This window comes from Blautia liquoris, from assembly GCF_015159595.1.
GTDB lineage: Bacteria > Bacillota > Clostridia > Lachnospirales > Lachnospiraceae > Novisyntrophococcus > Novisyntrophococcus liquoris.
Map to the genome: position 1 here is coordinate 2,762,954 of NZ_CP063304.1, position 24,147 is coordinate 2,787,100.

At 38.9% G+C, this 24,147-nt stretch carries 21 protein-coding genes; 3 read left to right on the plus strand and 18 right to left on the minus strand.

Features of this window, described 5'->3' with window-relative positions:
* Positions 1-45 precede the first annotated feature (45 nt).
* Positions 46-1,368 carry an AAA family ATPase gene (locus INP51_RS12380; protein ID WP_193735152.1) on the plus strand — a complete coding sequence of 441 codons (1,323 nt, stop codon included), beginning with the start codon at positions 46-48 and terminating at the stop codon, positions 1,366-1,368.
* A 4-nt stretch (positions 1,369-1,372) separates the two neighbouring features.
* On the plus strand, positions 1,373-2,026 hold the full coding sequence (locus tag INP51_RS12385) for an RloB domain-containing protein (protein WP_193735153.1): 654 nt from the start codon (positions 1,373-1,375) through the stop codon (positions 2,024-2,026).
* A gap of 410 nt (positions 2,027-2,436) precedes the next feature.
* Here the strand turns inward: INP51_RS12385 and INP51_RS12390 are convergent, their stop codons facing one another.
* From INP51_RS12390 to INP51_RS12470, 17 genes are all read right to left on the minus strand, one after another.
* Positions 2,437-3,312 carry a YitT family protein gene (locus tag INP51_RS12390; RefSeq protein WP_193735154.1) on the minus strand — a complete coding sequence of 292 codons (876 nt, stop codon included), beginning with the start codon at positions 3,310-3,312 and terminating at the stop codon, positions 2,437-2,439.
* A gap of 158 nt (positions 3,313-3,470) precedes the next feature.
* Entirely contained in the window at positions 3,471-5,051 is a 1,581-nt protein-coding gene (locus INP51_RS12395; protein ID WP_193735155.1) for a response regulator transcription factor, read from the minus strand.
* On the minus strand, positions 5,032-6,816 hold the full coding sequence (locus INP51_RS12400) for a sensor histidine kinase (protein WP_193735156.1): 1,785 nt from the start codon (positions 6,814-6,816) through the stop codon (positions 5,032-5,034). The genes INP51_RS12395 and INP51_RS12400 overlap by 20 nt, the downstream gene beginning before the upstream one ends.
* 37 nt (positions 6,817-6,853) lie before the next feature.
* Positions 6,854-7,699 (minus strand): MBL fold metallo-hydrolase, encoded by an 846-nt coding sequence (locus INP51_RS12405; protein ID WP_193735157.1) that lies wholly within the window; start codon positions 7,697-7,699, stop codon positions 6,854-6,856.
* 14 nt (positions 7,700-7,713) lie between these two features.
* On the minus strand, positions 7,714-8,541 hold the full coding sequence (locus INP51_RS12410; RefSeq protein ID WP_193735158.1) for a carbohydrate ABC transporter permease: 828 nt from the start codon (positions 8,539-8,541) through the stop codon (positions 7,714-7,716).
* A complete protein-coding gene (locus INP51_RS12415) occupies positions 8,541-9,428 on the minus strand; it encodes a carbohydrate ABC transporter permease (RefSeq protein WP_193735159.1) in 888 nt (295 codons plus the stop codon). Before INP51_RS12415 ends, INP51_RS12410 begins: the two co-directional genes overlap by 1 nt.
* A gap of 110 nt (positions 9,429-9,538) precedes the next feature.
* Positions 9,539-10,837: an ABC transporter substrate-binding protein gene (locus tag INP51_RS12420; RefSeq protein WP_230406793.1), complete on the minus strand. Its 1,299-nt coding sequence runs from the start codon at positions 10,835-10,837 to the stop codon at positions 9,539-9,541.
* A gap of 205 nt (positions 10,838-11,042) precedes the next feature.
* The gene (locus tag INP51_RS12425) at positions 11,043-12,440 is read right to left on the minus strand and encodes an MATE family efflux transporter (protein ID WP_193735160.1); all 1,398 of its coding nucleotides are present in this window, start codon (positions 12,438-12,440) and stop codon (positions 11,043-11,045) included.
* Between the two features lie 113 nt (positions 12,441-12,553).
* Complete coding sequence (locus INP51_RS12430; protein ID WP_193735161.1) at positions 12,554-13,327, minus strand: cupin domain-containing protein; 774 nt, start codon at positions 13,325-13,327, stop codon at positions 12,554-12,556.
* A 35-nt stretch (positions 13,328-13,362) separates the two neighbouring features.
* A complete protein-coding gene (locus tag INP51_RS12435; RefSeq protein WP_193735162.1) occupies positions 13,363-14,139 on the minus strand; it encodes a hypothetical protein in 777 nt (258 codons plus the stop codon).
* A gap of 18 nt (positions 14,140-14,157) precedes the next feature.
* Positions 14,158-14,919: a cupin domain-containing protein gene (locus INP51_RS12440; protein ID WP_193735163.1), complete on the minus strand. Its 762-nt coding sequence runs from the start codon at positions 14,917-14,919 to the stop codon at positions 14,158-14,160.
* A 31-nt stretch (positions 14,920-14,950) separates the two neighbouring features.
* On the minus strand, positions 14,951-16,321 hold the full coding sequence (locus INP51_RS12445) for an ABC transporter substrate-binding protein (RefSeq protein ID WP_193735164.1): 1,371 nt from the start codon (positions 16,319-16,321) through the stop codon (positions 14,951-14,953).
* A gap of 69 nt (positions 16,322-16,390) precedes the next feature.
* Complete coding sequence (locus INP51_RS12450; protein ID WP_193735165.1) at positions 16,391-17,221, minus strand: carbohydrate ABC transporter permease; 831 nt, start codon at positions 17,219-17,221, stop codon at positions 16,391-16,393.
* Complete coding sequence (locus tag INP51_RS12455; RefSeq protein ID WP_230406794.1) at positions 17,218-18,120, minus strand: carbohydrate ABC transporter permease; 903 nt, start codon at positions 18,118-18,120, stop codon at positions 17,218-17,220. Before INP51_RS12455 ends, INP51_RS12450 begins: the two co-directional genes overlap by 4 nt.
* A gap of 145 nt (positions 18,121-18,265) precedes the next feature.
* On the minus strand, positions 18,266-19,864 hold the full coding sequence (locus tag INP51_RS12460; protein ID WP_193735166.1) for a response regulator transcription factor: 1,599 nt from the start codon (positions 19,862-19,864) through the stop codon (positions 18,266-18,268).
* Positions 19,842-21,764, minus strand: coding sequence for a sensor histidine kinase (locus INP51_RS12465; RefSeq protein WP_193735167.1), 1,923 nt, complete (start codon positions 21,762-21,764; stop codon positions 19,842-19,844). The genes INP51_RS12460 and INP51_RS12465 overlap by 23 nt, the downstream gene beginning before the upstream one ends.
* A complete protein-coding gene (locus INP51_RS12470) occupies positions 21,727-22,578 on the minus strand; it encodes a sugar phosphate isomerase/epimerase family protein (RefSeq protein ID WP_193735168.1) in 852 nt (283 codons plus the stop codon). Before INP51_RS12470 ends, INP51_RS12465 begins: the two co-directional genes overlap by 38 nt.
* Before the next feature lie 289 nt (positions 22,579-22,867).
* Between INP51_RS12470 and INP51_RS16330 the strand changes: the two genes are divergently transcribed.
* Entirely contained in the window at positions 22,868-22,990 is a 123-nt protein-coding gene (locus tag INP51_RS16330; protein WP_268885795.1) for a hypothetical protein, read from the plus strand.
* Positions 22,991-23,084: 94 nt separating this feature from the next.
* Here the strand turns inward: INP51_RS16330 and INP51_RS12475 are convergent, their stop codons facing one another.
* Positions 23,085-24,110, minus strand: a complete 1,026-nt coding sequence (locus INP51_RS12475; RefSeq protein WP_193737365.1) for a zinc-dependent alcohol dehydrogenase — start codon at positions 24,108-24,110, stop codon at positions 23,085-23,087.
* Between the last annotated feature and the right edge of the window lie 37 nt (positions 24,111-24,147).

Sequence of the window (24,147 nt, forward strand, 5' to 3'; positions counted from 1 at the left end):
TATTCATAATGTCTTGCATATAACTCTCAGAATGGAGGAAAATATATGTTATTAGAATTTAGAGTCAAGAACTATAAATCATTCAAAGATGAACTTGTCTTTTCTCTTGTACCTGCTCCCAAGCAGAAAGGCCTGGATTATAGTGTATTAAAAGAGACTATTTCGAAGAAAATCTACAAAGGACTATCTTCCGCTGTGATTTATGGACCTAACGCCTCAGGAAAAACTAATATTATCAGCGCAATGGATACCTTTAAATCAATAGTCTTACGTGGTAATATTCGCAACAATGACGATCAGAATAACCCTAATACCGCTGCAACAGCATTACAACTAATTCCTAACAACACCAACAAAAAAGCTTTGCCAGTAAGCTTTGCAATTAAATTTATAACAAACGAAATATTGGTGGAATATTCATTTTCGGCTGCATTAGGTGAGTTTTTAGAGACTGATTACCCGCGCAAGATCGTATCTGAAACTTTAAAAATAAATAATTCACTGGTTTTTTCGAGAAATGATAGTTTAGAAATTCATTCTTTGGATACTATTCAGAAACTTCTTGTAAATGCTTTTGAGCAGAATGCAGAAAGTGCAATTTCTCTTGCAAAAAGTAATTTGAATGACGAAGAACTGTTTTTGATGAATAGTTTCAGGACAATGTTCAGTGCTAAGCTGGTTGCATTGATCAGCAATTGGTTAGATAACAAATTCATGGTCATTTACCGTGCAGATGCAATTCATCTTATCCGAAAGTTCAGTGATCCAGAGAAAAACTCTGTATATATCGAAAAAACATTGAATGAGGCGGCGACTTCTTTTGGAATTAACTCAAATGCACTTGGCTATATGGTTGATGACGACAATAATGAAGCAAAACTATTTTCGCTCTTCAGGAAAACTAAAAAAAGTGCAGCAATTCCTGCTGAACTGTTTGAATCCTATGGAACAATTCGCTTTGTAAACATGTTTCCTTTGGTAGTCAATGCACTCTTAAACGGCGGCACCTTGGTGGTAGATGAATTTGATGCTTCCATCCACCCAATGGCATTGATGAATATCATCAATATCTTCCATAACGATGATGTCAACATTCATCATGCACAGCTTATATTCAACACACATAATCCTATCTTCCTAAATGCAAACATATATCGCAGGGATGAAATTAAATTTGTAGAACGTGATGAAGAAACGCACTTCAGCAGTCATTACTCCCTCTCGGATTTTGGAACAACAGGAAAATCCGGTGTACGTAAAAATGAAGATTACATGAAAAATTACTTTGTAGATCGCTATGGTGCAATTAAGGACATTGATTTCACCCCCATCTTTGAAGAATTGATATCTCATGAGAAAGGGATGTAATAAGATGCGTAAAGAAAATAGAACCTACTATTTTTCTGTTGAAGGCGAAACCGAACAATGGTATTTAGAGTGGCTCCAACGTATAATAAATTCTTATTCTGATACAAAATATACAGTAAAAATAGATAGTAAAGTTCAAAAAGATCCTCTAGCCCGTGTAAAACGCCTCACGGTCCTAGGGGAAACAGAAATCACTCATATCTTTGACAGAGAAAGCGAAGATGCGGTCCATGTGAAACAGTTTCAAAAAACCTTAGACCGAATGGAAATGGCGCAAAACAGCGGGAAAGATATTACATACAATCTCGGATACAGCAATTTCACATTTGAGCTTTGGATAATTCTACACAAAACAGACTGCAACAGTTTGCGGATTCATCGTAAGCAATATCTCGCACCACTTAATAAGGCCTATGGTGAAAACTTTGAAAATCTTGATCAATATAAACATAAGAATAATTTTGAACGTGTACTTAAGCAACTGACACTGGATAATGTGCGTGCAGCAATCCGACGATCAAAGACTATAATGAAACGTAACCAAGACGCTGGTTATACTTTGCAGGAATATAACAGATATAAGTATTATGCAGAAAATCCTTCGCTTTCTATTTGGGAGTCTATAGAAAAAATATTAAATGAATGTGAATTGTTATAGGAGAAGATAAGCTGACCCCTTTGATCGCTTTGCGCCTCTCTCAGTAATAGGCCATCTACCCCGCTTGAAGTGAAGTAGATGGCTAAAATAATAATCACAAAAGTAAGATCTCCATTTTTACCCGCAGAACCCAGAAATAGTTTTATCCCCCCACATTCTTCACAATATTGCTTCATTGACGCCACTTCCTATAGCCTATGCAATGGCTAAATCCATCCTGAGCTTTCAGAAGATAAGAATCAGATGCCAAGTGCCATCCGCGCTCCTTCTTCTACAGCGGCCGCAATTCTTCTTGCCTGGACTGCATCGCCAATCACGTGTAATTCCGGTACCTTGTCTTTCAAGCTCTCTTGAAGCCTAAAAATCTATCGTTGTACCCAGTATATTCTTTTTATTGTTCACACCAAAGATTAACGAACTTCTAACCGTTTTTCAAAATGCCCCCATATCATCTCTGGTAATACAATAAGCACAAAAGCGTCGGGATCCATCTGGTGAATCAAATTCTTCAGCGTCTGCAATTCATATTTGCTGATCACGATCATATGAATGTTTTCCTCTTGATGACTAAATTCGCCCCAGCCACTCCAACTGGTTACTCCGCGGGAAACACAACGATTGATACTCTCTCCCAATGACTTGTTTTTTGTGACAACAAATGCACAAACCTTTATATTTTGGTAATGTACATGGTCGAGAACAACTGCTGCAATAATTGAAAATACAAGTGAATATGCAGCGACTTCAATATTGTAGCGAAGAGCTGCTATGAAATAGATGCCTGCATTCATCATGGCACTGATTTTCCCAACGCTGAAGTCAGGATATCTTTTTGCGCAGTACATACCAAGAATATCCAACCCGCCGCCTGATCCTCCTGCCCTTAATGTTATTCCCACACCAGAGCCCGACACCACGCCGCCTATGATGCAGTTTAAAAGTTCATCACTGAATATTGGCTTTTTCGGTGCTGGAATCCATGTTAAAAGCAAGGATTGTATACAAACGGCAATAATTGTTCTGTAGAAGAATTTTGTTCCCAAGCTTTTATATCCTAGAATAAATAGAGGGATATTAATGCACCAGAATATAATTCCCGTAAGATCTATGGAGTTTGGCACTTGTATTCCAACAACTCTCAAAAGAAAATCTTTTATCAATTGTGCTGCTCCGGTAAAGCCTCCGCTATACAAACCTGCAGGAAACAAAAACCATCTGTAGCCCAGAGAGAAAAAGACAACTCCCAAAATAACCCAGAACATATTGGATATTTCCTTTTTTTTCACTTCGGACACCTCCACCTCTCCTTTGTTTGAAAAAACTAATCATTTCCCCTGCCGGCGTATAGCTGTCCCATCGCAACAACAAAGGCAGCCCTTTTTGCAGCCAGCATGAATTTCATACCAAGCACATCACCTTTAGCGAAAGTTCTTCCTAGTAACTTCTAGAAATATGTTGTAATTTTGCGATACTCACCTGGGGTAATACTGGAGTAATCTGTAAACACTTTCGTAAAATATTGCACGTTGGGATAACCAACCTGCTCCGAAATCTGTGATATTTTCAGCGTTGTAGTTCTCAGAAACCTCTTGGCCTCTTCCATTCTTTTTTCCATAAGGATCTGAGAATAGTTTTTTCCTGTGTTTTGCTTAATTAATCTGCTGACATAAGAGGGATTTCTGTTAATATGATCAGAAACATTTGTTAAGCCAATTGGTTCAGAGTAATGTGTATTAATGTAATCGTAGATTGACTGAATCAATATATTCTGCTCCCCATTTTGTTGATTCGAAATGCAATCGGCAATATACTCTACCCAATAAATTAAATACTCCTGTTTCAACTTAAAACTAGACTGAACATGTATTTTTTCTTCTGCGGAACTGCGCTGACTCATCGCCTCCCTCTGAAAAGAAGGAAGACCCGATAAAAACATATTTACATTAGACACAATCAAATCTATCACCTGATTTGAATACTCCTCAGTCTCATCCTGAGTCTGTGACAGAATCTTGTCCACATACCAAAGTGCTTTTACTTTATCCCCTTTTCGTAGAAACGAGATCAACTCAGCTGTCTCATCTATCATGTCAAAATACGAATTATCACTATAATATTCCGGCAATTCCTCGTACCGTATTATAATATTTTTATCCAGAGTTTTACCATATTCCAGGCAATATAAAACCTGCTTTTTCAGTTCCTGAATCTTAATGAGATCACATGCTTTCTGACTGATTCCAATTTTCAAATGAACAGGATACAGCTGTTCCAGTTCACATTTTATCGCTTCAATCTCCTCAAATATTTTCTTTTCATTGATATCGGTTTCTGGAAAACTCCAAATAAAGTACATAACTTCCCCAAGTCTATAGACTGGTATAGAGTTATGCTTTTTCTGAAAATAGTTCCAAATTGAATACCCATAGTAACTTTCCTCCTCAAATGATCGATTCTCTGTCACAAAGCTCATCGCCACAACACGAAATTCCTTTAAATCTGCCATTAGAAATTTTTTTTGATAGTCCAGCTGTTCCTGATTAAAATACATAGGCTGAAAAAATAGTTTTTCCATAAACTGCTGTCTTACTATCTCAGAGTGTTCTACAAAGTAATTTTGAAAAAGCTGATAAATATCCTCGTGTTTCTTCTCTTCTGAATATTCTGTTATGGCACGTTTTATACACTCCAATGTTTCTTCTTCATTAATTGGTTTCAGAATGTATTCGCTTACCTGATATTGAATCGCCGCCTGTGCATATTCGAATTGTGCATGACCTGTAATAAATATTATCTTTGAATGATAGCCTTTTTCGTATACATAATGGGCAACATCAATTCCGCTTATACCAGGCATCTGAATATCTGTCAGTATAATTTCCGGTTTTAGTCTATTAATGAGATCAAAAACTTTATATGGCTCCGAATTGGTAACAATCTTATGTATTCCATGAGCTGCTTCTTCTGCAATTGCCTGCAGTTCCTGACAAATCAAGATTTCATCGTCAAGGATCAGTATCGTCAATATTATCATCTCTTTTCTTTGGTGTTAATATCTTTGGCAGGCGTACAACAACACTGCTGCCAGCAGGTAACAGCTGCCTGATATGAAGACCATATTCATTTCCATACATCAAGCGGATCCTCTGTTGAATATTAAAAATCCCAATATGGTTATCACGTGTTTTAAAATCAATATGATCATGGGCATCAATTTGATCAATTTTTCTTATAACACTATCTGGAATTCCTATCCCGTTATCTTTCACTTCCAGATATATACTATTATCGTCTTCCCATCCCTCTACTGCAATCATTCCGGTTCCTTTTATTTTTGAAATACCATGTATTACTGCATTTTCGATAATAGGTTGAATTACTAATTTGGGTATGTAAAACTGATAGATAGACTCCGGGATTTCCACCAGAAAAATGATTTTATACTGAAAGCGTATCTTCTGGATATAGATATACTGCCTGATATACTTCAAATCCTCTTCGACAGTCAAAAAAGGCTGTCCTTTCACAGACATTCTCAAAATACTTGCAAGTGACGTGATTGTTTTATTGACCTTATCTGATTCACCTTGTCTTGCCAGACTGTTAATACAATCCAATGTGTTATAAAGAAAATGTGGATTCATTTGTGCCTGAAGAGACTCCATCTGTGCTTCTTTTAGTAAAATCTCCTTAATATAAACTGTGTGTATCAGAGTATCAATCCTGGACAGCAACCCATTATACGAATCAGAAAGCTCCTTAAATTCATCCTGTGTATGCATATGAATATATGAGTTCTTATCAATTTCTTCTGTTTGATTGAGTTTTTGCATAAAGGCATGCAGTTGCCCTGCGATCATGTTTCCTGTGAAGTAAATCGCCAATATCGTGATAAGTATTGCCAAAAATATCAACCCCAGTTCCATCCAGAAGCTTCTATTTGTGTCATAAAATAATACTTTTTCGTTAATAATTCCGATCACTTCACAGTTTCCATAATCCAGAATGTTATGTTTTACCTGATATCTTTTTCCCTTTTGATCTTTTATAATGTCAGCACACTGTTTATCAGACATTTGAGATGCGTTAATTAATATATTCTTGCTCTCATCTGTCAGTACAATTGATATAGCATCTGCACGTTCTGTAGGTCTTAGCAGATTTGTCAAATCGTTCTTACTAATATCCAACATAAGAAAACCAATCTTTTCATTGCTTCGTTCCAATTCAGGAACATATACATTTCTTGAAAGCGTAATCATATTTCTGTGAAAGGGATTCTGGCTGACAATCAGTTTCCCATGCATATTAGATGTTTCGTTTTGGAGCACGGAAGCGTATTTTTCTGTCTGTTCAATTGTTTTCACATAGATTGCATTATTAATGTATATCTCATTATATTTATTAAATAGGCAGACATTCATAATTGAAGGCTGGCTGTTCATAAGTAAAGAATTTATATTGAATGAAATCCTGCTTATAAGAGAATTGAAACTATCTTCATCCATCACCCTTTGCTCTGTATGTAAATATTCCTGTACCTCATCTGAGTAATATAAAAATTTTGTTGTAGCCTGATCATAATTGCTGAATGTACTATTCAATAAGTTTGATTTCTCTGTGATATTCTGCTCTGTCTGATCATAAACCATGTTTTTCAACTGCCTGAACATCACAGCAGTAATACTCAATATAATGATGTCACTAATAACAATAAAAGGAAGACAAAAGCAAAGAATTTTATTTTTTATCTTCAACTTTCCAAAAAACTCATATACCATCCTTTTCATATCTTAGCACACCCTTTATATTTTTAAAAATTCAGGTCTATATACGCCCCTTATTGTAGAGAACCGAAGCCAGTCCATACCGATGAATATATTCTGTTTTCTCTGCAGATTTATTCTCATGAATATGATCCAATAAATGACCATTCAGGACCTCTTCCACACATTTTATCATATGATCAATGTATAGTTCACCAATTGGCCGCAGATAATGTCCCGGAAAAATAAGTTCATACTCATCTCTTCTATCTCTTAGTTTCTTCAATGATAGCAGATAATTCTCCATTGTATCCGAATAGCTGTCAAAAATCAGCGTCGGCGTGCTGACAATGGTATCCGCTGAAAAAAGAATCCTGTTTTCCGAATCCAAAAGGCAAATGCTGTCTTTTGTGTGTCCTGGCGTTTCGATGACCTCTAGCTCTCGATTCCCAAGTAAAAATCGGTCACCTTCTCTGATTCCCTTTAAGTTGTATTGTTTCACGAACTTTGCATCATATGTAAGACTCGCCATATGATTATATTCCATTCTGGCTTTCTGTTCTTCAAAAAACTCCTGCCGCTGTTTCACATTATTTTGACTTTTAATCACAGAGATTGCATTTTCAGGAGCATAGACACAATCAAAGTGCCCATTTCCTCCAGCATGATCATAATGATGATGAGTATTCACTACAACATAAGGCAGGTCAGTCATAGTCTCAACCACAGCTCTAATATCCCCCAATCCGATCCCAGTATCAATCAATAGAGCTTTTTTAGTACCAATGACCAGATACATAATATCAATGCCAAACTCATCAATCGCATAGACATCTTTTGCTACTTCTTGGATATCAAATCCATTTATCTGATATAAATTCATATTATCTTTGTAAAAATCGCTCATTTGAATTGCCTCCTTCATTTCACTGCGCCTGCCGTCAGACCGCTAGTAATATACTTTTGTCCTGCGATATAAATAACTATAATAGGTATCATGCTCACCGTCAATCCGGCAATTAATAGATTCCACTGCGCATTCGTCGTTGTCTTAAACATATACAGATTTACTGTGATTGTTCTTAAACTCTCATCACTGATAATGATCGTAGGGAGCAATAAATCATTCCATGTCCATAAAAAATACAATATCACCAAGGTCACTGTAGACGATTTCACAAGAGGAAGAATAATTTGCGTCATGGTGCGGAACGGAGAAGCGCCATCAATGGCAGCCGCCTCCTCAAGCTCCCTTGGAACACTTTTCAGAAATCCCACATAAGTCATGACCCCAAAAGAAGTAAAAAATCCACTGTTAAAAATAATAAGTCCCAGATGAGTGTTAGTCAAATTCAAATTTTTAGCCAGAATAGAAATTGCGATCATCACCGCATGAAACGGTATAATATGACCTAATACAAATAGTAAATACAAACCATCGCCAAGTTTTCCATCCAGATGTGAGATCCCATATGCACTGGTAAACGATATTATGCACGCTATTAGAACCGTGAAAGCCGTCACAAATAAAGTATTTCGGAAGGCTGTAGAAAAATTCATACTATCCATTGCCTGTTTGAAATTATCCAGATAAAGGCTCTTTGGCAGAGAAAGAAAAGAAGTTAAAATCTCCTTATTGGGTTTGAATGCATTCATGACAATCAAAAAAACGGGCAACATAAAGATCAATCCTGCTAAAAGACAGATGATGCTTTTTACTGTGCTTTTTTTACTAATTTCTTTTGCCATCAAAGTTGGACCTCCCTTCTTCTAGTCAAAGTCAACTGAATCATAGCTATGACACACACCATCAGAAATAGCACCATAGATTTTGCTGATGCATATCCTGTTTTAAAAGCTCCAAATGCATCATTGTAAATATTTAATGCAATGGTCTGTGTACTGTTTGCCGGGCCGCCTCTTGTCAGTGAAAGCGGAATATCAAAGGCTTTAAATGCTCCTGATATAGATACGAACAGGTTAATTGTAATAGTAGGCATCAATAGGGGCAATTGAATATGAAAGATTTTCTTAATTCCCGTGCAGCCGTCTAATAGTGCTGCTTCTATAATATCTTTGGGGATTGTCTGAAGTCCGGCAATATAAAGCATCATTAGAAATCCTATTTCCTGCCATGTTGTTACCAGCAACACTGCAATAGCAGCCATTTTTGCATCACCAAACCAGCTGACCTCCGCAATTTTATTCAAGTGCACCATTTTCGCAAAACTTGGTATTACTCCTGTAAATAGAAAGAGCCATACAAAAGAAACCATAACTCCACTTATTATGTTTGGTATAAAAAAGAGTGAACGTGTGACACCTTTCCATCGAATCTTTGAATCTAACAAGTAAGCAATCAGGAATCCCGCAACATTAGATATGAGGATAGATGCAATGCCAAGCAGCACAGTAAAAACAATCGCATGTATAAATGTCTTATCCCTAAACAATTTAACGTAGTTTGTAAATCCATTAAATATTTTTGTCCCTTTAATCAGATTCCAGTTATAGAATGAAGATGGTATGGTTTCAAATAATAACGGCCATATAATGGCTATTCCATAGAATACAAGAGAAGGGACCACAAGTAATAGATAGAACTTCTTATTTTTCTTATTTAAATAATTCGACATATTGATCTCCCTTTTGGGTACAGAAATAATTTTTAAAGTACCCTTCCCGGAATCTTACAGACAGTCTTATCTCTGATCATCCATGGGAAAGGTACTTTTATTTCTAATAATTACTCTAAAAGTTCCGAATATTTTGTATCTAAATCTGCAAGCGTCTGCTTTTCATCCGTAATTCCAGAGAAGTATCCCTGAATTGCAGGACCTATCAGATCATTCGCTCCGGACTCCAGCTGCAGATAAACCCATGGTTTGATCTGATTATCTCTCATGTATTGATTGTAATCATCAAGATATGGATAGGACAATTTTGAATCGCAATCCATGGGTGCTACTGAACTTCCCATTGTATTTCTTGTATAACTACCCCATCCATTTTCAGGATCATTCAAAAACTTTAAAACTTCTTTTACTTCATCCGGATGTTTTGTGTTTTTATTTACGACCACGCAGATCCCTACATCAACATCCAGTTTTGCATCCTGAGGGTCATCCGTCAAAGGTACTGCGAACAAACCTGCCTTTAAATTGGGATCAATACTTTCAGCGTTTAATAGAGAAAACTCTCCTGTCAGAATCATGGCTGCTTCTCCTGAAGCAAACGCATTAAACCCTGAAGTTGAATCCGCGTCCATATAATTGCTCCCTGAATTTTCTTTCATCAAATCCATAAACTCAAATTCTCTGTCAGAATTTTTATTCTTAAAGCTTCCTTTTCCTTCATTCATATCATTGATCCATGTCTTATAATCCCCAACTGCAGTTCCCTGAAGGCAACTGAACAGATGATTCAAAGTCCAGCTTTCCTGATAAGTTGCAGCAAAAGGCGTAATATTTTTTTCATTTAACTTCGCACATACATCCTTTAATTCTGAAAATGTTTCCGGTACTTCGGTAATTCCCGCCTTCTCAAATAAATCCTGGTTATAGAATATTCCGAGCATTTCAATTTCCAAGGGATATGCATACACCTTTCCCTCATAGCTAGATGCTTCCTTTGCAAAATCATAGATTTCAGGTATAAAGTCCTGATCGCTTAAATCCATAATTCTATCATTCTTAGCAAATTCCTGAACTTGTGAATATGGATTGAGCCAAAATAAATCAGGCAAGTCATCTGATGCCACCTTTGCGCCCAAAAACTGATTATAATCTCCGGTCTGCATCTCTACATCGAATTCAATATTATCATGCGCAGCGTTAAAAGCTTCCGCAGCCTTTTTATGATTCTCCGCTGCTCCAGATCCCCACACTGCCATCTTCACAGGTGTTTTCCCTGATTTATCCGACATACTTTCTTTCGATCTTGATTTCTCTGAGTTTTGGCTGGATTTCCCATCAACACTTCCACAAGCAAACAGAGTTGCGCTCATTGTCACCATAAGCAGAAGACTTATTATTTTCTTTTTCATACAAATAATCCTCCCGATAATAAAAAACATCTCATTGTGTATAAGAAGTACTTCTTTATACTATTTATCTTAACATCCATCCTGTCTTCCTGCCCAGACTAAAAAAATTGACATTCACTATTGAAAATTTGACATTTAAAAGAACCACGATAAAGTTATCCAGTTTTATCGTGATTCTTCTTCGGTTTATAGTGGGTATGTTCGTTTATTCCAGAAATGGCCGTGACCTTCTTTCCAAATCCCGAATATTTTTATTGTAAGGAATTGCAACGACCGGCAAAGTCACAAGCCATGCCAGCACCGTTGCCAGATAATATGCATATTCACCGATATAAATAGACAGGACAAAGATCGAGAAGGCTCGTGCCGCAAGTTGCAGAAAAGCTGCGTACATTGGATATTTCGGATGGCCCAGAGTCTGAATTGCGACTCGGTATAAGTACATTGGTGTCATTATAAACATGCCTAATGTTGTCACTCGCACATTTGTAACTGTAACACGCAGCGTCTGATCATATAGTTCATCTGTCCGCAAGAGGAAAATGTTCGCCAACTGTGGTGCAAAAATCTGTACAAAAATGTTTAGAACTGCCGTGATGATTAAAGCCACCAAGATAATCTGATATACGCCTTTTTTAACTCTTTTGATCTTGCCGGCACCCAAGTTCTGTCCGATAAATACGGAAAGTCCAGTCTGGATCGCCATAATTACAGATTCCAGTAAAGTAAAAATCTTCGTCGCCGAGGAAACACCGGCCGTAAAAAAGGGACCGATTGCATTCACCTGACTAGATACGAGACTTCCGCCTAAGGAAATCACCGCACTGTTGACCAGCATTGGAAGCCAAAGTTCTGCAATTTGCCGCATCAGTTTCTGTTCAAGTTTCCAATCAGATCGCTGTCGAGGGAACATCGAGCTTTTGCAAAGTGGCACTAGAGCAATCAACATCGCCATGAACTGTGCAATAACAGTTGCAATGGCACCGCCTTTGACACCCCAGCCAAAGCCCACAATAAACAACAGATCCAAACCGACATTAATGATAGTCGAGGTACTGATGGCATAAAGAGTAATCTTACTGTTTCCAATCCCACGCAATAGTGCGACAGCAACATTATAGATGAAAATAAACGGAATGCCCAGAAATATTATGAAAAAGTAATCTCGCGTCATCGCTAGAATCTCTGAGGGTACTTTAAATATTTGGAAAATTAGTTTCAAATTGCTTTCGACTAGGATTGTCAATGTAAGTGCAAGAATAAGAGTAAGTGTTCCAGCGTTCCCGACGATTTTTTTAAGTCGGTCACGATTGTCTTTTCCAACATTATAAGAAACCAGAATGCTGAGTGTACTCGATAAATCCCGGGCAATAGCATTGAAGAGCCAGATAACCCAAGAACAACTGTTAACCGCTGCCAGAGCCTGAATATTAATAAATTTTCCGACAATAACAGCGTCGGTAATATAATACAATTGCTGGAAAATATTCCCGAACACCAACGGCAGGGAAAAGAGCATTACCAGTTTCACTGGCTTGCCTGTAAGCATATCAATGTCCTGTTTCCATTTGGATTTCCCGATACTAATCTTTTTCTCTAACACTTGTTTTCTCCTAAAATCAAGTTGCCTTAGCGCACCTTTAACGGCACGCAAAGGCAACCTGATATATTTGAATTGACTCTTTACTTTCGCACTAGTATTACACTAACTACATATTACATCTTATCCATTGCCTTTTCATCCGCATAATGTTCAAACCAGATATAGTAAACCTCTTTATCCGGATCTGCCACCAAATCATGATCAGCACCAGCTGGTATAAAGCTCCAATCACCGGCCTGCTGTGAAACAGTTTCCATATTGTTCTTTGCTTTATAACCGACACTCATATGAAAGTCTGATGCCCCTACGCAATAGTTCCACTGATGAACCTTGGGATGCCCGGCTTCGACCGTTCCCTCACCAATGGCCCGGGTTGTCCCCAGAATCACACGGCCCATCCATTTGGGGCAGAGAATCATCCGTGCTTCAGTGTTTGGTCCTTTACAATCCTGAATATATTGTATGCATTCACTGTGCAGGCGGAAATACGGAAGACGAATATGCCATCTATTAAACGCCGCCATATCACTCTGGTTCATTTCAACAATATTTAATACAAACTCCATGTCCTCAATCGCATGAATCTCATATTCTTCTTTCTCCATGTAGGGTACATAGAATGCCACTTCTGTAATTTGATGCTTACCGTCGCAATCAATTAGTTCCCCTTGCCCTTTGCCAAAGAATATAATTACACTCTTATCGCTAAAGAGTTCCGGAGAAATTCGATGTCCTGCTTTTAAGAAACATTTATAACTGGTAATACCGTCTTTATAGATCCCTGGTAAAAGCTCTGCTTTTGCAAAACCATTATCATCGAACTGAGCCCGGGCAGCTATATCTGATGCTTTATCAACATAAAAATTCTTTAAATATTTTTGTTCCATATTATTATCTTCCTTTCTTATTCAGATGCTTCTGTCTAATGTTTCAGTACATCGATAAGTTTCTCATCTTTAGCCAGTGTAATCATAAAATCACGTTCTCTGGTATAATGTTCATACCAAACATAAAACACCTCATTTCCCGAGTCGGCCACCAGACTATGGTCAGGTCCCGCTGGAACAAAACTAAAATCGCCCCCCTTCTGAACAATTGGTGCCTGATGATCAATACTTAGGTTAAATTCTGATTTTCCAACACTATAATTCCATTGCGCAACCGCTGGATGCCCTTTTTCATCTGTGCCTTCACCTACAGCCCTGACGACACCCATGAGTACTCTGCCAAGTTGTCCGGCACCTATAATCAGCCATGAAGTGGTATTCATACCTTTGCAGTCCTGATCGTAAATCTGTCCATCCGTGTATTTACGAAAAAAAGGCAGATGAATATGACTGTGTTCAAACTTCTCCCGATCCCATTGATTCATTTCGACAACACTCATAATAAATTCCATATCATCAGTTGCATGAATCGTAAATGAATCGTGATCGAAATCCGGCACATAGAATGATAGCTCTGTAATATTATGGGCTTCCTGCGAGTTTGTCACATAGCCACGCCCTTTGCCAAATATATACACCACTGTTTCGTTTTGATATAATTGGGGTCTCGTCTCACTGTTAGCTTTTAGGAAACACTTATAATTACGTATCCCGCCATCATAGCTTCCTGCCAACACTTCTTCCATATAAAAGCCATCAACATCATATTCGACATCAATATCTTCATTCCTTACGATATAATAATCTTTCATTTGAACGCCTTCTTCCTATTATTCCATTTCGCCTTTCGCCAGCTTTACAATATAGTCCCCTGCTCCTCTGCTATACTGTTCATACCACACGTAAAATACTTCCTGTCCCGATTTAGCCATTAAACTGTGATCTGGACCTGCCGGGATAAAACTCCAATCACCAGATTTGGTCTGCGTACTTTCTCCGTCTACAGTGAGCTCAAAATCAGCATTCCCCAGGCAATAATTCCATTGATGAACAGCCGGATGCCCTTTTTCATCGGTACCTTCACCAACAGCACGAACAACACCTATGATAACGTGTCCTAGCTGTTTTGGATTGAGCACATGCCAGGATGTTGTATTTGCTCCTTTGCAGTCCTGATCATATCGGACACATTGACTAAGCGAACGAAAATAAGGCAAACGAATATGAGAATGCTGATAATCGTCCCAATCATAATCATCCATCGTCACAACTGATTTGACAAACTCCATATCCTCAAAAGCATGTATACGATAAGGATTCTGATCAAAATTCGGAAAATAAAAACTTACTTTTTCCTCAATATTATGCACCTTGTCACAATCGGCGACATAGCCGCTTCCTTTTCCGAACATGTAAATGACAACTTTGTCCTTGCTTAGTTCCGGTTTGATCTCGCTTCCAGCCTTTAAAAAGCCCTTATAATTTCGGACACTTCCATCATGACTATCAGCTAAAAGCTCAGTAATGGCAAACCCTCGTGCATCGTACTGTTTTTCAATTTCCGCTGCCCGAGCAATATAAAACTGACTCATTTTACTTACCTCCCGCTTAATTAATGATATCTTAACCGTAAATCCCGTCCTTGTAATCGTTAAAGATCTGCTGATAACGTTGCAGGAAATCTTTACGCGAAGATACACCAGAAACATACTTCGCCCAGTTCTCTTCCATATCCGTATAAATCGAAGACGGCATATACACATATACATTCTCTACACCCTTACCGGCTTTTACTAATTCAACAACATCTTTGGCAATGGCCGGCATTTTATCTGAAACCTCCAGACTTTCAATTGCTGTCGGACTTCCCATGGTTTCCTGATGCCATATTCTCGCATCTTCGGATGAAGCAAGATAGCTGGCAAAATCTTTCGTACAAGCAACAACGTTTGGATCATCATTTTTTGTAACACTGATAGCAATGGAAGCAATAGCCATTTTATTCTTGTCGGCATCATTTGAAACTGGAAGAATATCCTGTTTCACATAATCAAGCATCTTCGGATTGGAGTTCTGGATATTCGGGGTTTCATAAGATCCTTCACCAACCAACATTGCACACTCCTCAGCAAAGAAAGCATTCCTGCAAGTCCACTTATCAGCCGAAACTGCACCCTCCTGAGCAAAGGGCATTAATATATCTTCATATGTATCCAGCAATTCAGCCATCTCCGGATCTTTATCCAAGCCAACATCTTCACCATTCAATAATTTATCGAGCGTCTCTTTACCGCCATCTTCTTTATTCAATAACCAGTAATTCCCAACGTTGTTAAACAGGTTTAAATAGGTTTCCGCCCAAGGCATCATAAAGGGCTGAACACCTTTTGCCTTCAGATCTTTGCAATACTGCAGCAGTTCATCCCTAGTCTGCGGGGTGTGGTCCCAACCAGTCTCTTTCAAAATACGGGTATTGTAAAGAATCCCTGTGCCCTCAATGACCACTGGTAACACCTGCATGCCATAGTCTCCATTCGTTCCATTGGCGATCTGCTCTTTGGTCAGGAGATTATATGCTTCACAACCAGTGCTTAGATCTTCACAATACTGCCACCAACTTTCACGGCGAATACCGTACCCCAGCGTTATGATATTCGGCAGTTCCCCCGCAGAAAGCGCCGAGACCAATAAATCCTCATATTTATCTGAGCTGGGGAAGGTTGCGGTAATCTCGCCAATTTCCGGATGATCTGCTTTGTAAGAATCAACCAAAACATCAAAGTTGTCGGTCCATTGTCCCAAAGGCAACATTACTGTCAGATCGATGGAACCCGCCGGAAGTTTTTTGATATCGGTGCTCTCCGATTTCACATTGCTTTTAACGACAGTTGTCTGCTTCTTTCCGTCATCCTTGTCAGATGAACCACATCCGCCAAAAGCAGAAACTGCCATAAGCATTGTCATTAATAATGCTATAGTTTTGATTTTCTTCATAACACCTTTCTCCTTTCATATGTCCCTTTTATTTATTATAAATTTGATTACTCAAAATTATAATCTTTGCTACCCCTTGACTGCCCCTACGGTAACACTGCTGAGTACCTGTTTCTGTGCGGCAATAAAGAAAATGAACAATGGCAGGATTGATAACGTAACCGCCGCAACCGCCACATCCCAAGAAAACAGTGCTTCATTGAATAAGGACATCATTGCGATTTGGATCGTCCGCTTCTGCGGTTTAGTCAGAATAAACTGAGTCATCAGATAGTTATTCCAGTACTTCAGCACCTCCAACGACACGATGGTAAAAGTTGTACCTTTAGTCAGTGGAAACACAATCCGCCAGTAGAGAGTAAACGCAGAACAGCCATCTATAATAGCAGATTCTTCGATTTCCAAGGGTAGTACCTTGACCGCACCGGTTACCAAAAAAATCGACATCGGCAGAGAAAAAGTCCAATTACTGATAATAACCCCAAGAAAATGATTGCCCATATTAAGCACACCGATCATTTTCGCAAAAGTAATCATGATACACTGAAACGGTACACACATACCACAGAGAATCAGGCCAAAACATAGCTTAGTGAACCAGTTTCGATGGCGAGCAAGCCAATATCCGGTCATACCACTCAAAATGACTGTCCCAAGAGCAGAAAAGATGGTTATGATCAATGTATTGCCTAGCACTTTAGGATAATCCAGACGCTTCCATGCAGTCATAAAATTCTGCAAGGTTGGATTTTTAGGCAGCGCGGCAATGCTTTCAGTAATTTCTGCGTTTGGCTTAAAAGCATTCAAAACAGTAAAGTATAAGGGAATCAGTACAACAAAACAACTGACCATAATAAACAGCAAGGAAAAAAAGATATTCACTCTTTGACTCTTCTTCAAGACAACTCCACCTCATTTCTAGAAGTAAGCTTCATCTGACCGAAAGAGATAATCACCAGAATCAAGACGAAAAGAACAGATTTAGCCGCTCCATATGCCATCTGGTTACTCCTGAAGGCAGTTGCATAGATATTCATCATTACGCCCTCCGAAGTTCGATAGGGGTTACCGTTTGTAAGGGAGAGATTGGTATCATACAGCAGCATCGCCCAGTTAATAGCGATAAATAAACACCGTGTTATTGTGCCCCGTAAAAGTGGAATTGTAATGGAACGCAACATCTGCCAACGAGTTGCGCCGTCAACGATAGCCGCCTCATAATAATCTTTGGATATTGCGGCAATACCAGAATTGTAAATAATCATCAGATATCCTGACAGTGACCAAATCATGACAATTACCAGTGCCCAGAAAGATGATTCCGGAGTTGTGAACCATTCCTGAGCGAACCACTTGATTCCACTCCATTTTCCAAACTGAACAAAAACGTTCTGGAAAATAAACCGCCACAGAAAGCCCAACACAACACCCCCAATGATACGTGGTGCATAAATCAGTGCCCGCCAGAAATTCTTAAGGGGAATGTCACCAGACAAAACATAAGCCCAGGCGAAACCAATTAGGTTGGAAAACACTACAACCACAACGGAAAATTTAATTGTAAACCAGAAGGATGTCCAGTAGGTTTTATCTTTTAGCGATCTTGCATAATTTTGAATTCCAATGAACTTATAAGTCGGATTAATTCCATTCCAGTTTGTAAAAGAGTAAAATAATTCGCTCACTAATGGTATTAAAAACAGCAATGTGAATACCAACATAGCCGGTCCTATGAACAATGTATAATTACCAAAGTTTTTAATGTTCTTTTGAAATTTACTGGATTTTTCATTATTCAATTAGATCTATCCCTCCTTCATAATTATTGTGCTGATTTTATATGATATATACAAAGTACTTTTATATAATATACACAATACATCAAGAAGAGTTTTTACAAAACATATTTTTTTGACATAAAGGGGGATTATTTCGACCTCTTATTCAAATTATTTGACTACTCTGTGACCGATACTCATAACGATACTGTGCCGGCGAAACTCCTGTCACAACTTTAAACTGTCTGGAAAAATACTTGGCATCAAAATAGCCGACCTGATCAGCAATTTCCATGATCTGTAAATCGGTCGATGTCAACAATTCGCAGGCTTTTCGAATTCGTATATTATTTAAGTATTTCACCATTCCAATCCCAGTGTGCTTTTTAAACGCTCGACTTAGATAGTCTTTATTGATATGAAAATGATCAGCGCACTCCTGCTGTGAAATTCGTTTCATATAGTTCAATTCCAGATAATCAGTCACTCTCGCCATCATGTTGGGACTCTCCTGCATCAACTTTTTGTTTTCAATCAGTTGTTCGATGCAAGTGATGAAATACTTATACATTTGTTTCAATGTTCCGTCCCAGGAGTTTCCCAAGATATCGCCAAGAGTTTTGATATGCTCAGTTAAAAATACATCTTCATCCGTAATTTCTGCTGCTCTTTCCCAATCATTGTACAGTTGAAAAAACTCTTCCCAAAGCAAGCGCAGCAGACCAATAGTATGCGGCTGCCCGTTCATAACTATCTCTGCCCATCTCTGCAGCTGTATTTTAATGGTTGGCAGATCGCCGATAATTATGCTGGAGTATAATGCACTCTCTTTCTGCAAACTACTTTTCAGGTACATATTCGACATTTTTGAGTCATACTCCTTTAAAGCAAAAATACCGAACTGATCATTATGATCGGCAGCGATCATCGCCTCTTTCCAGGCTGTTCTCAGTTCATTCGGAAAGGCATGCATACGGCTGCTGCCCAGAATGACAGCACAATTTTCTCGCAATGCCAGTTCTTTAATCCGGTGCAGCTCCCGATCAAAATCCACTTGTGCCGGTCCATAAAGTAAGATAACAATATCCATAGAAGGCTGCATATTCTGAAAAATAACACCTTGCCCTACAGATTCCAGTTCTTCTTGGATCTGGTTAAGCAGCCGGCTCATTCGTTGTAGAAACTCATCCTGATGCACCGACAGCGTACTGCCAGTACAGTGTAGAACACGGCATTGCTTTTTCTCGGAAAACTGTGGTGCCACCTCTAAAAGCTGTGCAAAAGACGATTCTACTAGTTCTGCTTGAAATAGGTTTCGTAAAAGATCCTGTTGATATTCCGAAGTATTTTGCCGTCTTGACAATCCTGAGAGCACACTCTGACTTTGCGGGTCGGCACCAATCTGCACTTGAGCCTTTTTCACCGCTCCATAAAGCTTGTCCTGCTCAATCGGTTTCAACAAATATTCCAAGGCTCCAAGAATGAACATTGAACGAACATATTGGAAATCATCATGGCCGGAAATGGCAATTACGGTCGTCCTGATCTTCTGGTCATTGATATAATTCATGATCTCTGTCCCCAACTCATTCCCGATTACAACGTCAACGATGGCTAGTTCCGGTTTCTCATCCTGAATCAGCCGGGTCGCTGCTGCTACGGTTTGAGCCATAAAGATCCTTTCAAACCCTAACTCCTCCCATGGCAGCAATAAAAAAATCGCATCTCTGACATGACTTTCGTCATCGACTATCAATACTTTCATTGGACTCCTCTCCGATTGGTCTTGCCTGAAGCGGCACAATAAATTCCACCGTAGTGCCACCCAGCTCATTAGCGGTAAGAATAAATTCGCAATAGCCGAAACTCAGCAGAAACCGAGAATAGACATTTTCAATACCGATGAAATGATTATGATTTTCATCTTCTCTCGTAGAAAAAGACAATGCTTCAGTCTGCTTTTTATCGCTCGAACTATCCTGATACAACAACTTCATTCTAATTTCTTCAATCTTAGCATAAACCTTTTCTGTGATTTCCAGTGTTACCGGTACACCATTATCAGCGACTAGCAGATGCAGGTACTCTGTTTGTGCGAATACTTCGAGATTAATTACACCACCAGCGCTTTTCATAAGGTTTCCATGAGTAATAGAATTCTCAATCAATGGCTGGATTGACATTTTGGGGATTTTAAAATCGCCGCTGTCCGGCCCAATTTTATAAGTTACTATCAGATGCTGTTCAAATCGCATCTGCTGCAGCTCAATATAGCGCCGAGTGTACTCGATCTCTTGATCTACATAAACCAGAACTGGTTCCAGAACCATCGCATAATGAAGCATTTGTCCAAATGAGGAAATTAGCTGATACTGCTTTAGATCTTTATTTTTCAACGCATTTGTAGCAAAACATTGAATAACGTTATAAATGAAATGCGGATTGATCTGTGCCTGCATCGTCCGCAATTCCGACTGCGTATAAGCCAGTTTTAACTCATACTTCTGAATCGCATGCTCTTTTAAGGAATCCATCAGTTTCTGAAACGAGTTAATTAAAGAACTGATTTCATCCTGCTTATCATATGTAATATAATCGCTGATTTTCCTGGGCTTATCCCAGTTTTTTCTAGCTCTTTCTTTTTCCATAAAACAGGTGATCCTACGCAGCGACCTAGTATATTTCATAATCCGACTGGAAATTACCAGCAGCAACACACTGACCAGAATAGCAAAAATCAGCAGAATCGAAATCATCTGCCCAGTCGTGAGTGCATACACACTCTTGGTCGTCGCCACCTTAACAATATACCAGTCAAAATAAGGAGAATTGATCTTAGTCTCGGTCAGGATCAAGCCCTTAATGCGAGAAAACGCATAGGAAAACCCACTTTTATGATACCATGGATAACACTTTACAAAATCCTGCATCTGACTCTTTACATCGCTGGAAGCAATGATTTGATTCTGTGCATCCAATACATAGATTGTTTCATCTTCACTATAGACTGCCTTACAGTTTTCCATAATAAAAGAAGTCGGCAGATCAATCGCCACATACGCAAAAGGTTTTTGTTCCACTGGCAGGTCCGCAATCGGCAGCCAGATTGTAAATACTGTTTCATCGGCAGGATACTTATCGATATCGGGAATATTGTGCCCATAATCATTTTTAATGTGTGTCGATTCCACATAAACATCTCGAAAAGAATCCATCTGTGGAATTGTCACATCCGGGCTAACCACACCATTATAAATTTTCAGCAGGTTTGGCTCATACAAAATGGAAAAATTCTCTTCAGGCATAACTAGGTAAATTTGCGTTGCAGCACTGGAAGCATAGTATACCGATTTAAAATACTCAATGATACGTAGCTCATTATCGGCCACTTCCTCCTGGCTGTGATGATATTTTAAGAAACCCATTAAAGAATGATTTATATAAACAGATTTCGTTGCCGTAATCATACTGGTAATGTAGTGATCAATATTTGTACCGGATACCTCCGTAGCAATCTGAGTCTGGTATTCATAGCGTTTCATCGCATTTGTCTGCATAAACCGATATATGTACAGGGAAAAGAAAATCACGAAAAAGAGCATACAAATACTAATGTCTGTAATAATTTTACGACCGATACTGGTGTATCTCTTTTTCCTGTCCATAGACCTCCTCAATCATGAACTCTAAGTATTCTCGCGATTTACGTGCACACTTTTGAGTCTCGGGCCAGTTGTAGGTTTCTAATGCTAACGCCCCTTCGTAGTTGATATCCCGAAGTGCCTGCAGAATTTCTCTAAATGACAAATGCCCATGTCCGGGATAATAGCGATCATTATCAGCAATATGAACATGTTGGATCCATGATCCAGCTGCACGGATTGCCCGCCCCATATCGCTCTCATCAATATTCATGTGCACCGTATCAATATGAAGACGAATATTTTTATAGTCATGCTCCTCCATAAAGCGAACTCCATCGGCAATCGTGTAAAGAAAATCGCTTTCGTAATGATTCATAATCTCATAGCCCACTAGAACATTGTACCGTTTCGCCAGCTGGTCCAGACGATACAGACTCTCTTCAACATTAGAAACAAACTCTTCCGCTGAAGCAGCATCACTGAACCTTCCCTGCATCGAGCCGAGAATCACCAGGCTATGATGCGGGCTGGCAGTAATCATATGCTCCTCTATGCAGGCAATCGCCCGGTTTCGTATATCGCGGTTATGATCACCAATATTCAGGTGCCAGGTCCCGTAAGCCATTCCAGTACCAATTGATGTCAATTTCAAATGGTTAATCTCCAACTGTTCATTCAGCTTTTCTCGATTGATTTCCCTCGAATCCTGAATATGCATCTCCACCGCCTGATAGCCATCGGCTGCCATCTTAGGGAAAATATCCTCAAATGCTCCGCGATATACGATCGGAGCTTTTGATCCAGCCTGTAAACATCCTGTTGTTGCAATCATCATGTCTTTAATCTCCCTTCTATCCATTGTTTTTTTATTATTGCCCAACTCTCTAGTTATGTCAACTCAATATACAGCTATACAAGTGGACTTTTTTGACTCTTTTACTCATTAATTCGAATATGTATATAAATTTTCGAGGAATTAGTATATTTGTTCTTAAAACGCACCTGATAATACGTGCGAAATTACCGAATTAATTATATGATAGACAAAGTGGCAGAAAGCCTTTATATCAGCGTTCTGCCACTTCTTCTTCAAAATTCCCTATCAAGGAAAGAAAGGAATGTACATGAAGCATCCAAATTTATTTAGTCCGATTAAAATCAGGGGACTGGAATTAAAAAACCGTATTGACTTCCCGGGGATGGGCACCTTCTACACAGATGACGGAGGTTATGCCCGAGCAGTATAACATAACTATTTTTCAGAGGCTGCCGCACGAAATAATTCGTGGGCAGCCTTTTTTTGACATAAATATTTGAAAGAGTATCTTTCTAAGGGAATCACTATTCCTGCACATCAATAATAACTTTCATTGTTGTCTCTCGGTTTTCATCAATATACTGATATGCCTTTAGATAGTCTTTAAATTGAAAATGTTTGGAGATGAGTGGAGCCAACGCAACCTTACCTTCTTCAACGAGTTTCATAGCGTCCAGATAATCTTCATTTCTATACATCATAGATGTATTTAGATCCAATTCATGATCATTCAATACTGCCAAATCCACCTTTGCCATACCGGCAAATACAGCCACAAGAATGATGGTGCTGCCTTTTCGAGCATATTTAATTGCCTCTCCCATTGTAACATTGTTTCCGGCACAATCATAAATCACATCCGCTTTATCTGGCCCGAAGTTTTCCAGCATTGCCTCTCCAAAGTCTTTTTCTTTTGTATTAATGCAATAATTGATCCCGCATTCCTTTGCTTTTTTCAGACGTACATCACTAATATCTGTAATCATAACGCTTCTGGCGCCCAGACCTTTGGCGACTTGCGCTACTAAAATACCAATTGGACCAGAACCCAATACTGCAATTTTAAGATTCTTTACATCTCCGACCCGTTTTACGGCATGAACAGCAACAGCAAGTGGTTCAATCATTGCCCCTTCATCAAATTCCATGTCATCAGGAAGGGGTGTAACCTTTTTATCAGCTACTGCAAAATAATGGGATGCCACTCCTGTAGTCTGAAAGCCCATTACCTTCAATTCTTCACACAAATTGTATCTTCCATGTCTGCATGGATAACACTCTCCACAGACTACTTGTGGCTGAATGGTTACTTTCTGTCCTATTTTCAGCCCCGTGACACTTTCTCCTAGTTCTATTACAATGCCGGATACTTCATGGCCTTGTGTAACCGGGTATGAAGTAAAAGGATGTTCTCCATGATAAACATGGACATCTGATCCACAGATTCCAATCTTCATAATCTTAATTAAGACTTCTCCCTCATGCACTTTCGGAATGTCCACTTCATTAAACTCGATAACTCCTGGTCGTGTCATAACCTGCTGTAACATCTTTCCTTTCATTTCTAGTCCTTTCTTTCATCACATT